This window comes from Melioribacteraceae bacterium, assembly GCA_019638015.1.
Classification (GTDB): domain Bacteria; phylum Bacteroidota; class Ignavibacteria; order Ignavibacteriales; family Melioribacteraceae; genus JAHBUP01.
On sequence record JAHBUP010000001.1, the window covers coordinates 3,006,029 to 3,021,909 of the forward strand.

Here is a 15,881-nt window from a genome sequence, read left to right on the forward strand (position 1 = left end):
TTACTCCTAACTTATAACGCTTTATTTAATTGATACTTTAATTCCATTTTGAATTTTATCGGTCAAATTCTCAATAACCCTATCACCAACTTCTAAACCGGATATGATTTCAACATAACTCCCAATTTGCTTTCCGGTAGTTACCGGCAGTTCAACAGCTGTGTCATCATTAATTACAAATACAACACTGGTTTCATTTTTTTTACGAACCGAGGTTTCGGGTACTACCATAAACTGTTTAGCATCCTCTATTTCAAGATTCTCAGTTTGGTTTTTCATGAATAATACTTTAGCGCTCATTTCGGGAAGTACTCTTTTATCATAAGATTTAAAACCAATTTTGACCATTACTGTTGCTTTCGAGCGATCGGCGGTTGGGACAATTTTTGCCACATATCCAGGGTAACTTTGATCAGGGTATGCATCTAATCTTATTTCACAATTCTGATCAATTACAATTTTTTCAATATTCGATTCATTTACATCTGCCTCAACTTGAAGCGAATTCATATCGGCAATGGTAACAACTGCGGCTTTAGAATTTAATCCTCCTGCCATAGGCGCAACAATTTCACCAACATCCGCGTTTTTAGTTAATACTGTTCCATCGAATGGGGCGCGAACCAGCATATTTTCAATTGCAACTTCGGCTGATAAAATCTGAGCTCTTGCCACATCAATTGAGGCTAATACTCTTTTGTAACGGGATTCGGCGGCATCAACTTCCATTTGACTAGTTGCGCCCGATTCAAGCAGACTTTTAGCTCTACGATAACTATTCTCAGCGTCATTTAAATCTGCCTCGCTAAACTTTAAATTTGCCTTAGCCTGCTCATACTGTGCTTTAATATCACTGTCATCCAATCTTGCGATAATTTGATTATTAAAAACCCGGTCCCCTTCAACTACGCCAAGATAGATTAATCTGCCCATACCTTTTGATGCAACCGCCGCTTTACGCTGGGCAACTACATAACCGCTTGCGTTTAATACCGCATTTGTTTGTGAAGGGGATTGTAGTGTTACAGCAGTCAATTCAACCTCAATTGAAGCGGAGAATAATTTGTTGTATCCGTAAAAAATTAAAAAAATCAGAAGAGCCAATCCAACAATTCCCATCAGCATATTGGCATATTTCTGTTTCTTCTCTGGATTTACATTTTTCTCTTTTCTGTCAATCCTTAATGAAGATAAATCAGCATTTTTAGTTTCCATAAATTCCTATCTATTATTCAGATTATTTTAAAAATCTGACATACTAATTAAAAAAATGGTTGTGCCACCAGTATGTCATATTTGAAAATTCTTTTGATATGCCCTTAAAAGTTGTCCAAACTAACTAAATCAATTCTTCAACACAAGCTTTAAGTTTTGTATAATTAGGACGTGAATGCTCAATTAATGTTCTATAAACAATAAACTTTTAGAAAGAGTGCAAAAAATTACAATAATTTTTGTAGAACTGATTTTCCGCAACAGCCTAAAATTCAAATTTACTTTTTCGATAAAATAGAAACTTGGGGCACCCTGTTTCCGGTTGGTAGATAATTTCATACTGCCAGACATCACCAACGTGCAAGGGATAAAAATTTAACATGTCAATAGTTTGTGAGAATAAACCGGTATAGATTAGTAATAATAATCCCGCCCATAATTTCTTTTTATACCTCTAATACGTCAATCATTTTTTGATGAACCTTTACATTTGTAGCAAGGAACTGCCTCATAAAAATATCACTCCTTTTTCCGGAGAAGTCGGTTACTAATCCCCCCGCTTCTTCAACAATTAATTTAGCGGCGCAAACATCCCAAGGATTTAACGAAACCTCCCAAAAACCATCAAACACTCCTTCAGCAACATAGCACATATCAATTGCGGCAGAGCCAAGCCGTCGCACCGCGCGAGAGTTTTTCAAAAATGCATTGAACCTTTCGAGCGCGAAATCGGGGTTATCCGCTACATCGTATGGAAATCCCGTAACCAGCACACTCTGACGTAAATCATCATTCGTACTTACTTTTAATTTTCGGTCGTTGCAGAAAGCTCCGCTCCCCTTTTCCGATTTGTACATCGCGTTTCTCATCACATCATAAACAACGCCGCAAATAGTTTCCCCATTTTTTTGAACACCGATACAAACAGAAAATATTGGTAATCCATGGGCATAATTAGTTGTTCCATCTATCGGATCAATAACCCATAAATACTCATTTTGTCTCTCATAAGTACCGCTTTCCTCGGCTAAAATTGAGTGGGCTGGAAATTCTTTTTTTATAAATGAAATAATTGCTGCTTCCGATTTTGTATCATACTCTGTAACTAAATTAGATGAATTGGTTTTGTATTCAACCAAAAAATTTTTACCGAATCCTTCTTTTATTATTTCACCGGCATGTTCGGCAATTTCTACTACTTTATTTAACATAATTCTCCCTTTTTCTATCCCAAATTTACAATCTATTGCGCTAAACTTTAAACTGTTAACAAATAAATAATCTTATTAAAGGTAAAAATTCTATTTCTTGATAGCCCTTTTTATAATTGGTATATTTGCCACAAATAAAAAGGTACTTTAAGTAATGAGTGATTTACTTCCCAAACCGGCAAATGATTATGCCTTAGTTGAAAATATTCCCCCGGTTTTACCGGTACTGCCCTTGAGAGATAACGTAATTTTTCCCTATATGATTTTTCCTGTTCTCGTCGGAAGAGAACAATCAATACGTGCCGCAAACTTCGCTCTCGATGGCTCTAAATATATTTTTCTAGCGGCTCAAAAAAGGCCGAATGTAGAAGAACCAACCACAGATGATATTTTTACTGAAGGAACAATTGCCAAAATAATTCAAATATTAAAACTTCCTAATGGTCTTCTCAAAATATTGGTCGATGGAGTAATTCAAGGTAAAATTATATCGTTCACAGAGCGGTCTAATTTTTTTGAGGCTGAGATCGAGGTTATTGCCCCGGTTCATGAAGATCCTCGAGAAATGAAAGCTCTTGTTCGTCAGCTCACACAATTGTTTAAAGAATATGTCAAAATAAATAAAGCTGTACCTCCCGAAGCCGCAAACGCTTTCGAAAACATGGATGAGATTGACCGAAAGCTTTTTTACGTTGCCGCAAATATCAATCAATCAATTGAAGTTAAACAAAAGATTCTGCAAAAATTTTCGATTAAAGAACAGCTTTATGAAGTAATAAGAATTCTGAATTCTGAAATCGAGATATTGCGCATCGAAAAAGAGATTGAAGGAAAAGTTCACGAAAATATTGCCAAGACTCAGAGAAAGTTTATTATTCAAGAACAGATAAGAATATTGCAGGATGAACTAGGCGAAGAGGAAGAAACTTCTCCCGAATTTTTAAAATTACGAGACCGAATTTTAAAGGCAAAAATGCCCAAAGCAATACTTGAAAAAGCTTTGGAAGAATTTAATAAATTGAAAAAAACTCCCACCAGTTCACCCGAATCTACTGTTATTAGAAATTATCTCGATTGGATGGTTGACGTACCCTGGTATAAAAAAACTAAAGATAACCTGGACTTAAAAAATGTAAGAAAAATTCTTGATGAAGATCATTATGGATTAGATAAACCGAAAGAAAGAATTGTTGAGCACATAGCTGTATTAAATTTGGTAAAGAATATGCGGGGGCAAATACTTTGTTTTGTTGGCCCTCCAGGTGTGGGAAAAACTAGTCTTGGTAAATCAATCGCACGTTCACTCGGAAGAAATTTTGTACGCATTTCACTCGGCGGCGTTCGTGATGAAGCTGAAATTAGAGGGCACCGCAGAACTTACATTGGTTCGATGCCCGGAAAAATTGTTCAATCAATGAAAAAAGCAAAAACTATTAATCCCGTTATTTTACTTGATGAAATTGATAAAATGAGTATGGATTTTAGGGGAGATCCATCATCGGCAATGTTAGAAGTGCTTGATCCTGAACAAAACCATACATTTAATGATCATTATCTCGATGTTGATTATGATCTTTCTCAAGTAATGTTTATTACAACAGCAAATGTTAGATATAATATTCCTCTTCCTTTACAGGACAGAATGGAAATTATTGAACTTCCCGGATATCTTGAGCATGAAAAAATTCAGATAGCCAAAAAACATATAATCCCAAAACAAATAAAGGCGCATGGACTTGAAAAATTTGAGATATTATTTGATGATGAAGTAATTAACAAGCTTAATAGAGATTATACCAGAGAAGCAGGCGTTAGAAATCTTGAACGGGAAATTGCTTCAGTGCTCAGAAAGACCGCGCGTGATATTGTTATGAGTCAATCTACAAATGGAAAAAAGAAGACTATTAAGAAATATGTAATTGATAATGATAAAGTTGAAAAGTTTTTAGGGGTATCAAAATTTAGATCACAAAAAGCTGAGCGTGAACTTGGAATTGGAAGTATTACAGGTTTGGCATGGACGAGTGTAGGGGGAGAAATACTTCAAGTGGATGCTACAGTTATGAACGGTTCTGAGAAATTAACACTTACCGGTCAATTGGGAAATGTAATGAAGGAATCTGCGCAAGCGGCATTAAGTTATTTACGATCGAACGCGAAGGCTTTTAAATTACCATCAAATTTTTATAAAGGAAAAGAAATTCATATTCATCTTCCGGAGGGTGCAATACCTAAGGATGGTCCCTCGGCCGGAATTACAATGACACTTGCGCTATACTCAGCATTCAGCAGTAAACAGGCACGGAGTGATGTTGCGATGACCGGTGAAATAACATTAAGAGGAAAAATTCTTGCGATCGGCGGACTTAATGAAAAATTACTCGCGGCTCAGAGAAGTGGAATTAAAACTGTTCTAATTCCAAAGGATAATGAAAAAGATTTAATTGAGATTAAGGATGAAGTGAAAAATGGTTTAAAGATAATTCCAGTATCAACAATTATTGAAGCCGTTCCCTATGTTTTTATTTCTTCTAAAAATAAAACAAAGTAAATTTAGATATGTCTGAAAGTATCTTTGTTGATAAAAATTTATCTGATGATAAAATTTATGAGGCTTTACTGCCTCAGATAAATAGTTTAATCAATCCTGACGAGCCGATCATTTCTAGTATGGCTAATATTACTGCTGTGTTAAAAAGCTCTTTCAATAAAATAAGTTGGGTTGGCTTTTATCTATTAAATGGCAATAAACTTTATCTGGGTCCGTTTCAAGGAAATATTGCATGTACTGTTATTGAGATTGGAAAAGGAGTATGCGGTACTTCTGCGCAAAAGAGAGAATCGATAATTGTTGATGATGTTGATAAATTTCCTGGACACATTGCTTGTGACTCCCTTTCCAAATCAGAAATAGTTGTGCCAATCATGGACGGAGATAAAATCTTTGGAGTTTTAGATTTAGATAGTTACAACTATTCTTCATTCTGTGAAACCGACAAATTTTATCTTGAAAAAATATGTGAATCAATTGTTCTAAAACTGAAATTAAGTTTAAAAGAGACAATAATAATTTAACTAAGTGTGAATATGGATTTTATAGTTACTGCTCGAAAATGGCGACCACAGAGATTTGAAGAAGTAGTTGGACAACAGCACATAACAACTACATTAAAGAATGCAATTCTAAATAACCGTATCGCTCATGCGTATTTGTTCGCAGGTCCAAGAGGATGCGGAAAAACTACAACTGCCCGTATCTTAGCCAAAAGTTTGAATTGCTTGAATCCTTCAAAAGGTGAACCGTGCAATGTTTGCGATATGTGCAAATCATTTCATAATTCTCAGAGTTTAGATATAATTGAAATAGATGGCGCATCTAACAGAAGGATTGAGGAAATTCGTACTCTGCGTGAATCGGTAAAATATGCTCCCACACATGGTACTTATAAAGTTTACATTATAGATGAAGTACACATGCTTACGACCGAATCTTTTAATGCACTTTTAAAGACTTTAGAAGAACCCCCAAGTCATACTATTTTTATTTTCGCAACTACAGATGTTCATAAAGTACCGCTCACCATTATTTCAAGATGTCAGCGTTTCGACTTTAAACGAATTGACTTAATTCTTATTAAAGGATTGTTAAAATCGATCGCTGAAAAAGAGAATATCCAGATTGATGATAAATCATTAACCTTAATTGCCAAAAAAGCTGATGGTGCTCTGCGCGATGCTCAAAGTTTATTTGACCAAGTAATTTCATTCAGCGGTAATATTGTTGATCCGGCATTAATTTCTAGCATGCTAAACCTGATCGATGAGGAAGTATTTTTTACTATTTCCGATTCGATAATAAGCAAAAATTTCACTTCAGCTTTTTCAATAACAAAGTTGATTTACGATAATGGCTGGAATTTCATTGATTTCTTGAATGGATTAATTGAGCATTTCAGAAATATTATGGCTGTGGTTATTACGAATAAAACCGATTTGATAGAAGAAGCGGAAGAGTACAAATCAAAGTATCTTAGTTATATTAATAAATTCACGGAAGGGGATGTTCTAAGAATATTGGCTTTTTTAAATAAAGTTCAGTATGAATTGAAATCGTCATCGAACCAGAGACTTAAAATAGAGGTTTCTCTTCTTCACTTAATCGGGCTTGAGCAATCGTCTACTATTAGTGAAATTATCAATAAACTAAATTCTGCCGATCCAGTTAATTTCTCTCAATCTTCAGATTCGATATACAAATCATCTACCAATCCAAAAGTGGAATTGGTTAAAGATTCGCTTAATAATGTAATTCCTATCGAAAAAAGAGAAGTGGTTTTGCCGGTTATTCAGAAATTTATTTCTCCGATGGTTAACGAGACCTCAGATTTAGATGAGATTGCCGGAAAATGGCAGCAATTTGTTGAGCAGGTCAAATCTGATAAAATTATTTTCGGTACGATACTCAACAATTCAAAACCGGTGAATTTTGAAGAGGATTCAATTAGTATAGAAGTTGAACATCCCGAAGATTGGGATTTAATAATTGACCAAAAAAATTATCTCGATAAAAAAACAAAAGAGTTTTTCGGTAAAAAAATCTTACTGAACTCTTCAAAATCCACTACAAAAAAGAAAAAGAGTAGTTCAACTGGTGCTGAAATGAAAATTGATTCCGAAGAAAGCCCTTTGATTAATTCACTTATTACTGAATTGGGCGCAAAAGAATTGAAGAAGTAATTAATCGTTAGCTTACTAACTATTGTTGAATTAATTAATGATTAGAAATTCACTATTAACGAATTTTATTTTTTTATTTTTTTCCCTCGCCAATTGCATTTATCCTCAATCAAAAGTTATTTGGAATTTCGAGAATAGAGATTCCATAGGTTATTTAAAAATTTTACCAATTACCAATAGTGGAGGAACAGACATTCCTCAATTGAGAGAAACTGAAATTGGAAAATCATTTTATTTTGATGGAATTAATGATGGTTTTTTAATTAAAGATAATCCTCTTGATAGAGCATCTTCATTTACTATCGAGATAATTATTAAACCTGATTCAGCTGATCAAATTCAAAATCATGAACAACGCTATTTTCATCTTCGGAATTTGGAAGATGATAATAGCAGAATACTGATTGAATTACGATATTTGAAAAATAATCGTTGGTCTCTCGATACTTTTTTAAAATGTGATAATTCTCGCTTAACACTTTATGATTCAACAATAAGTCATGAAATTGGGAAGTGGTATCATGTTGCTCTTAGCTACTCGAATGGGGCTATGAAACATTTTGTTAATGGTAAATTAGAGCTTAGCGGTAGTATTGAATTTAACATGAATCGGATTAATAATGGCCAGATTTCAATCGGGGCAAGAATGGATCCTCGCTCATGGTTTAAGGGATTTATACATTCAATCCTATTTTCACATCATGCTCTTCCGGCGAAGGATTTTTCCTTTAAAAAAATATCAATTCAAAATAATTAAACTATCGTTTCTTTTGTAGCGAAATCCAATAATACCAATCTATTACCTTTTCGACATAAACAATTCATAAATTGACTCGATAATTAACCATTCTCATTAAGTAAATTTTGACCAAATTAAAAAATTGAGGTTTGGATGAAGTTTTTTATGAACATGAAAATTCGGAATAAAATAATTCTATCATTCATATTGGTAGCTTTTTTTGCCCTTCTAATTGGGTATCAAGCTAATCAAAAAATGGATGTAATCATGAAAATGCTTGAGCAAACTGATAACCATACAATTCCTCATATAGAAAATATCTATACTATTAGTATGTCTATACGGGACATCACGATAAACGAAAGATCACTTGTAAATCCAAATGTTAAAGATCAAGAAATGAGAATGAAATTTTTTGAGAACATTCAAAAAGCTTTTGCTGTTATAGATGCAATATTAATAAATAAAAATAATGTTGAATTGAGCGATTCAATCAAAGAAAAATGGAAAAATGTTGAATTGTTTTTGAATGAATGGAAACTGGCTCACCAAAAGGCAATTGATCTGGTTAAGGAAAAGGATCTCCTTCTTAACAATGTAGAAAAAGTTGATAGACAATTAGTTCAACAACTTGAACAATCTGCAGTGGATGTTTCATTGCTTTCCAGACAAAAGTACTTGAAATGCTCTGGTGAATTGAAAAAAATGATTTCTTCAAACCAAAATGAGATTCAGAAAAAAATAGTTACTGCTAATGAAATTTATACTGATTCAAAAAATGAATCTTATCTCTGGACTATTTTAGGTTTTATTATTGCTGTTGGGCTTGGTTTTATTAATTCTCACATTTTATCAAAGCCAATCAACAAGTTGGTTAAAACTGCTGATCAAATTGCCGCTGGCGAAGTTAATGAAAAAGTAGAAATCATCGATAGAAACGACGAAGTTGGTAGGCTTACACTTGCATTATCGAAAATGTTGGATACAATTCGAAATGCATTATCGAAAGCAAATTTAAAGGAAAAAGAGACTCAAAAAGCATCAGAATTGATTAAGCAAGAGCATGAAATTGCAGAAAGGCAACATCAGTATTTGGTTAACAGTGTAGATCAATTGCTCACAGAAATGAAAAAGTTTTCCCATGGCGATTTAACTGTATCAATTAATCAAGTTAATAACGACGAGATGGGAAAGCTTTTTTCTGGTTTTAATGAAGCTGTATCGAAAATACAGCGTTTGGTTCATGAAGTTTCTCAAGCCACTAGTTCTGTGTCTCAAACTTCAAGTCAGATCGCAGAAGTATCCGAATTAATTGCACACAGTGCACAATTACAAACCCACCAAACAACTGAAATTGCCGGTGCAATGGAAGAAATGAGTAAAACAATTATTGAAACAACAAGAAACCTACACAAAGCGGAATTCGATGCGAAAGAAGCTGACAAAAATACTTCTATTGGGAAGATGAAAATTATTGAAACAAAATTTGGAATGAATAGGATAATTCATTCAGCCCAGGATACATATAAAATTATATCTTCGTTGGCTTCAAAAACGGAACAAATCGGTGAAATCACTCAAGTTATTAATGATATCGCTGATCAAACTAATTTGTTAGCACTTAATGCCGCTATAGAAGCTGCCAGAGCCGGTGAACAAGGAAGAGGATTTGCAGTCGTTGCAGATGAAGTTAGAAAACTTGCAGAAAGAACAACTAAAGCAACAAAGGAAATTTCGTTGACTATTAAAACAGTTCAAGGTGAAGCTCAAAGTGCTGATTCTTCGATGATTGAATCAGGCAAACTGGTTAATGTTGGTCTAGAAATGATTGAAGAAATAGAAACTCTATTTGAAGATATTTCAAAATCAAATAAAAATTTATCCGAAATAGTATCTCAAATAGCAGCCGCCAGTGAAGAACAGACGAGTACATCTGAAGAAATTACTAAAAACATTGATTTGATAAAAAATCTAACAGACGAAACAAGTGAGAAAATTAAAAATGTGGCTTCCTCAGCGGATAAATTGAATAATCTAACAAATACACTTTCTGTTTTAGTCCACAAATTTAATATTGAAAAAGAATATTGAGATTTTACAGGTTATTGTGTAAATGAATGAAAAGGATTCATCAAACAAATTAATCCAGAAAGCTTGATATATTATCAGAAAAGATTTCTTGTTTAAGTTGGGAAGGGACTGTTTGATTACTTAACAGTTTAATACCAAAAGAAGTAAATATTTTTTCATAAATAGTCCTTCAAAGCAAAGTATCGAAGGGTTATATTAAAAATCTTCACCCGCCGAAGGAGCGTTAGCTGCTACTAGCTCCGGACTTAACCCTCTCTACAGAATCAATCATCAATTAACGAATTACTACAACCCAATCATTTTTGCTTTTTTAAAACAAGAAACCCTTCAACGCAAAGCATTGAAGGGTTATAATTAAAAATCCTGGCGGCTACCTACTCTCCCACACACCTGCGCATGCAGTACCATCGGCGTATACGGGCTTAACTACTCTGTTCGAAATGGGAAGAGGTGTTTCCCCGTAGCTATAACCACCAGAAAAACTTTGTTCCGTAACTAACGGAATCAACTAATCAATCAAAAAATTAATGAAAGATTGAAAGGGGAGTCTGTTTACAGCTATCTTGAAATAAATTTAATGGCTAAGTCGCACGACTTATTAGTACCGCTCGGCTAAATGTATTACTACACTTACACCTGCAGCCTATCAACCTCGTCATCTCCGAGGAGTCTTTAGTGCCTTACGGCAGGGATATCTTATCTTGAAGTGTGCTTCGCACTTAGATGCTTTCAGCGCTTATCACATCCGTACATAGCTACCCAACGATGCCACTGGCGTGACAATTGGTACACTAGAGGTACGTTCATTTCGGTCCTCTCGTACTAGAAACGACTCTTCTCAAATATCCTGCGCCCGCATAGGATAGGGACCGAACTGTCTCACGACGTTCTGAACCCAGCTCACGTACCGCTTTAATTGGCGAACAGCCAAACCCTTGGGACCTTCTTCAGCCCCAGGATGCGATGAGCCGACATCGAGGTGCCAAACCTTGCCGTCGATATGAACTCTTGGGCAAGATCAGCCTGTTATCCCCGGCGTACCTTTTATCCTTTGAGCGACGGCACTTCCACACGCTACCGCCGGATCACTAAGTCCTGGTTTCCCATCTGCTCGACCTGTATGTCTTGCAGTTAAGCTCCCTTATGCCTTTGCACTCAACGCATGATTACCAACCATGCTGAGGGAACCTTTGAGAGCCTCCGTTACTTTTTGGGAGGCGACCGCCCCAGTCAAACTACCCGCCTAACAATGTCCCTTGCCCTGATTCAAGGGCAGAGGTTAGAATCCAAATAAAACAAGGGTGGTATTTCACCGTTGACTCCACCGAAGCTAGCGCCCCGGCTTCAAAGTCTCCCACCTATGCTACACATGCTTTACCCGAACCCAATGTTAGGGTGCAGTAAAGGTGCACGGGGTCTTTCCGTCCATATGCGGGTAACCGGCGTCTTCACCGGTACCACAATTTCACCGAGCCCGTGGTTGAGACAGTGCCCAAATCATTACACCATTCGTGCAGGTCGGAACTTACCCGACAAGGAATTTCGCTACCTTAGGACCGTTATAGTTACGGCCGCCGTTTACTGGGGCTTCGATTCAAAGCTTCGCTTGCGCTGACCTCTCCTCTTAACCTTCCAGCACCGGGCAGGTGTCAGTCCCTATACTTCGTCTTAATTGACTTCGCAGAGACATGTGTTTTTGTTAAACAGTTGCTTGGGCCATTTATCTGCGGCCTCATTCAGCTTGATTTGTACAATCTCACCTACTAGAGGCACCCCTTCTCGCTAACTTACGGGGTTAATTTGCCGAGTTCCTTAACCACGGCTCACTCGAGCGCCTTAGAATATTCATCCCATCTACCTGTGTCGGTTTACGGTACGGACTGATATAAATTTCCCATACGAAGCTTTTCTCGGCAGTATGATTAGGATCAGTTTATGGGCTAAGCCCTCCCGTTCGTATCTCGGCCTAAATGGATGCGGATTTGCCTACATCCAAAGCCTACATACTTAGACCACCTAATCCAACAGGTGGCTGATCTTTCACTTCTGCGTCCCTCCTTATGGTCAAACAATTTACACCAGGTACAGGAATTTTTGCCTGTTTTCCATCGCCTACGCCTTTCAGCCTCGGCTTAGGATCCGACTAACCCTGAGATGACTAACATTGCTCAGGAAACCTTAGATTTGCGGCGTGCGGATTTTTCATCCGCATTCTCGTTACTAATGCCTACATTTGCGTTTCTATTCGCTCCAGCATGCCTCGCGACACACCTTCAGTGCAGAATAGAATGTTCCTCTACCATTCCGATTGCTCGGAATCCAAAACGTCGGCAAGTAGTTTAAGTCCCGGGTATTGTCGGCGCTAAGTCGCTTGACTAGTGAGCTATTACGCACTCTTTAAATGAATGGCTGCTTCTAAGCCAACATCCTAGTTGTCTGAGCAACTTAACATCCTTTCTCTATTAACTACTATTTGGGGGCCTTAGTTGTTGGTCTGGGTTGTTTCCCTTTTGGCCACCAAGCTTATCCCTGATAGCCTGACTGCCGAGAAACATGTATAGGGAATTCGGAGTTTGTCTGGGTTTGGTACCGTTGTGACAGCCCTAGCCCAATCAGTGCTCTACCTCCCTTACACTTTTACTCGACGCTAGCCCTAAAGCTATTTCGAGGAATACGAGCTATCTCCGAGTTTGATTGGTCTTTCGCTCCTACCCTCACCTCATCCAAGTAGTTTTCAACCCACACTGGTTCGGACCTCCATGAGGTTTTACCCTCACTTCATCCTGGACGAGGGTAGATCACCCGGTTTCGCGTCTAGCGCCTGTTACTAAAACGCCCTATTAAGACTCGCTTTCGCTACGGCTTCTGACCTTAGGCCATTAACCTTGCAACAGACGACTAACTCGTAGGCTCATTATCCAGAAGGCACGCTGTCATCCCATAAAGAGACTCCAACTGCTTGTAAGCATATGGTTTCAGGTACTATTTCACTCTCCTGTTAGGAGTACTTTTCACCTTTCCCTCACGGTACTATGCGCTATCGGTTACAAAGAAGTATTTAGCCTTAGCAGATGGTTCTGCTAGATTCACACAGACTTCCACTTATTCCGTGCTACTTGGGAGTATTTTTCAAGAAGTTATATTGCTTTAACCTACGGGACTATCACCCTCTATGGTTGAACTTTCCAGAACATTCGACTAACAATATAATTTTTTACTTCCCGACTTAACTGTAATTCAGTCTAAAAATATCCCACAACACCGCTAACACAACGGTTACAGCCTTTAACATGTTAGACGGTTTAGGCTGATTCCTTTTCGCTCGCCACTACTAGGGAAATCACTTTTGTTTTCTCTTCCACCAGGTACTTAGATGTTTCAGTTCCCTGGGTTAGCTTTACTTATCCTATTTATTGAGATAAGAATTTCCAGACATTACTCTGGAAGGGTTGCCCCATTCGGAAATCCACGGGTTCTAGGTTACTTCCACCTTACCGTGGCGTATCGCCGGTAATCGCGTCCTTCATCGCCTCTTTGTACCAAGGCATCCACCATATGCCCTTAGTAACTTAGCCAAAATCTTTAATTTATCACAAGATAGATGTATATTTTAAATCATATTTGATACAGACTCTTGCAGTATTAATATTTTATATCAATACTCTTTCAATCTTTCAAAGAACATTCCGCTAAAGCGGAAAGTGTGGAGCTAAACGGGATCGAACCGTTAACCTCCGCCTTGCAAGGGCGGCGCTCTCCCAATTGAGCTATAGCCCCTAAATTAATAGGGCTAACTTAACACATCGCCCATGTGGGCCTGAGTGGAGTTGAACCACTGACCTCACGCTTATCAGGCGTGCGCTCTAACCATCTGAGCTACAGGCCCGTGATATTATCACAACAGCCTTAGCTGCTCAGAAAAAATAAGAGTGAGTGACGAGAATAACTTGAGAATGTTGATCTCTTTAGAAAGGAGGTGATCCAGCCGCACCTTCCGGTACGGCTACCTTGTTACGACTTAGCCCCAGTCACCAGTTTTACCTTAGGTAGCTCCTTCCTTGCGGTTAGGTCACTAACTTCGGGTACCCCCGGCTTCCATGGCTTGACGGGCGGTGTGTACAAGGCCCGGGAACGTATTCACCGCGTCGTGCTGATACGCGATTACTAGCAATTCCAGCTTCATGCAGTCGAGTTTCAGACTGCAATCCGAACTGAGGATGCCTTTATGGGATTGGCTCCACCTCGCGGTTTGGCAACCCATTGTAGCACCCATTGTAGCACGTGTGTAGCCCTAGACGTAAGGGCCATGCTGACTTGACGTCATCCCCACCTTCCTCACTACTTGCGTAGGCAGTCCCATTAAAGTGCCCAGCATAACCTGATGGCAACTAATGGTAGGGGTTGCGCTCGTTGCGAGACTTAACCCAACACCTCACGGCACGAGCTGACGACAGCCATGCAGCACCTGTACAAGCGCCATTGCTGGAAGAGTGCTTTCACACTCGGTCGCTTGCTTTTCAAGCCTAGGTAAGGTTCTTCGCGTTGCATCGAATTAAACCACATGCTCCACTGCTTGTGCGGGCCCCCGTCAATTCCTTTGAGTTTCAACCTTGCGATCGTACTCCCCAGGTGGAATACTTAATGCGTTAGCTGCGGCACTGGATACTAATGCATCCAACACCTAGTATTCATCGTTTACAGCGTGGACTACCAGGGTATCTAATCCTGTTTGATCCCCACGCTTTCGCGCCTCAGCGTCAGTTATGGACCAAGAAGCCGCCTTCGCCACTGGTGTTCTTCCAGATATCTACGTATTTCACCACTACACCTGGAATTCCGCTTCTCTCTTCCAAACTCAAGATTTGCAGTATCAATGGCAGTTCTACGGTTAAGCCGCAGGATTTCACCACTGACTTACAAACCCGCCTACGCGCCCTTTACACCCAGTAAATCCGGACAACGCTTGCCCCCTACGTATTACCGCGGCTGCTGGCACGTAGTTAGCCGGGGCTTCTTCTAAGGGTACCGTCAGTTCAAGTCCCTTACGAAACTTGATTTTTCGTCCCCTTCAAAAGGAGTTTACAACCTTACGGCTTTCATCCTCCACGCGGCGTTGCTGGGTCAGACTTGCGTCCATTGCCCAATATTCCTCACTGCTGCCTCCCGTAGGAGTCTGGACCGTGTCTCAGTTCCAGTGTGGCTGATCATCCTCTCAGACCAGCTACTGATCGTAGCCTTGGTGGGCAGTTACCCCGCCAACTAGCTAATCAGATGCAAGCTTATCTGTAGACGTTACATTGCTGCAACTTTAACAACATCATCATGCGATGCCGCTGCATTATACGGTATTAGCCCGCCTTTCGACGAGTTATTCCGAATCCACAGGTAAATTACTTACATATTACTCACCCTTGCGCCAGTTTACTAAAAGTATTGCTACTTTATTCTCCTAGACTTGCATGTGTTAAGCACGCCGCCAGCGTTCGTCCTGAGCCAGGATCAAACTCTCCGTTGTAGAGTTTTATTAAATTTTATAAATCAACAAAGTTTTCCCAAAGAAATTCTTTAGTCACTCACTCTATCAAAGAACATAATTAAACAAGGATTCCAAATATAAGGCAGAGATTTAGTTTTGTCAAGAGCCTTATACTTTTTTTTCGAATTTTTCTTGAATTGTTTTAAAGAGCAATCGTTTCAAAAACGGGCATGAAACCTAATACATTTTTTTAAAGAATGCAAATTTAAAATTCACAGAAGTCTTTTACTTGATAGGATTTTGCTTAGCTATCTTTAATTTTCTGCTGAAGTGAGGTGATTGTTTACTTTTTTCTCAATGCGGGGACTATTTGCTTCACAGTATATTTAAGTTTTGTGAGTTGCCACAGAAA

Annotated in this window: 7 protein-coding genes, 2 tRNA genes and 3 rRNA genes; 5 read left to right on the plus strand and 7 right to left on the minus strand. The window is 38.3% G+C overall.

Features of this window, described 5'->3' with window-relative positions; genetic code table 11:
* Nucleotides 1-21 precede the first annotated feature (21 nt).
* On the minus strand, nucleotides 22-1,215 hold the full coding sequence (locus KF816_12920; GenBank protein ID MBX3008917.1) for an efflux RND transporter periplasmic adaptor subunit: 1,194 nt from the start codon (nucleotides 1,213-1,215) through the stop codon (nucleotides 22-24).
* 446 nt (nucleotides 1,216-1,661) lie between these two features.
* Entirely contained in the window at nucleotides 1,662-2,426 is a 765-nt protein-coding gene (locus KF816_12925) for an inositol monophosphatase (protein ID MBX3008918.1), read from the minus strand.
* A 154-nt stretch (nucleotides 2,427-2,580) separates the two neighbouring features.
* Here KF816_12925 and lon point away from each other — a divergent pair, with 154 nt between their 5' ends.
* From lon to KF816_12950, 5 genes are all read left to right on the plus strand, one after another.
* Nucleotides 2,581-4,977, plus strand: coding sequence for an endopeptidase La (gene lon / locus KF816_12930; protein MBX3008919.1), 2,397 nt, complete (start codon nucleotides 2,581-2,583; stop codon nucleotides 4,975-4,977).
* Nucleotides 4,978-4,985: 8 nt separating this feature from the next.
* Nucleotides 4,986-5,501 (plus strand): GAF domain-containing protein, encoded by a 516-nt coding sequence (locus tag KF816_12935; protein ID MBX3008920.1) that lies wholly within the window; start codon nucleotides 4,986-4,988, stop codon nucleotides 5,499-5,501.
* Between the two features lie 12 nt (nucleotides 5,502-5,513).
* Nucleotides 5,514-7,163, plus strand: coding sequence for a DNA polymerase III subunit gamma/tau (gene dnaX, locus KF816_12940; GenBank protein ID MBX3008921.1), 1,650 nt, complete (start codon nucleotides 5,514-5,516; stop codon nucleotides 7,161-7,163).
* A 37-nt stretch (nucleotides 7,164-7,200) separates the two neighbouring features.
* Complete coding sequence (locus KF816_12945) at nucleotides 7,201-7,920, plus strand: LamG domain-containing protein (protein ID MBX3008922.1); 720 nt, start codon at nucleotides 7,201-7,203, stop codon at nucleotides 7,918-7,920.
* Between the two features lie 147 nt (nucleotides 7,921-8,067).
* A complete protein-coding gene (locus tag KF816_12950) occupies nucleotides 8,068-9,993 on the plus strand; it encodes a HAMP domain-containing protein (protein ID MBX3008923.1) in 1,926 nt (641 codons plus the stop codon).
* A gap of 361 nt (nucleotides 9,994-10,354) precedes the next feature.
* On the opposite strand, the gene rrf is transcribed toward KF816_12950, so the two are convergent.
* The 5 genes from rrf to KF816_12975 all read right to left on the minus strand — a co-directional run bounded on the left by rrf (nucleotide 10,355) and on the right by KF816_12975 (nucleotide 15,508).
* Nucleotides 10,355-10,471 (minus strand): 5S ribosomal RNA (gene rrf, locus KF816_12955).
* 99 nt (nucleotides 10,472-10,570) lie between these two features.
* Nucleotides 10,571-13,568, minus strand: a 23S ribosomal RNA gene (locus KF816_12960).
* 129 nt (nucleotides 13,569-13,697) lie between these two features.
* A tRNA-Ala gene (locus KF816_12965) sits at nucleotides 13,698-13,770 on the minus strand.
* Between the two features lie 35 nt (nucleotides 13,771-13,805).
* Nucleotides 13,806-13,879, minus strand: a tRNA-Ile gene (locus KF816_12970).
* A gap of 83 nt (nucleotides 13,880-13,962) precedes the next feature.
* Nucleotides 13,963-15,508: ribosomal RNA gene (locus tag KF816_12975) — 16S ribosomal RNA — on the minus strand.
* The 16S, 23S and 5S rRNA genes sit together here with 2 tRNA genes alongside, the layout of an rRNA operon.
* Nucleotides 15,509-15,881 lie beyond the last annotated feature (373 nt).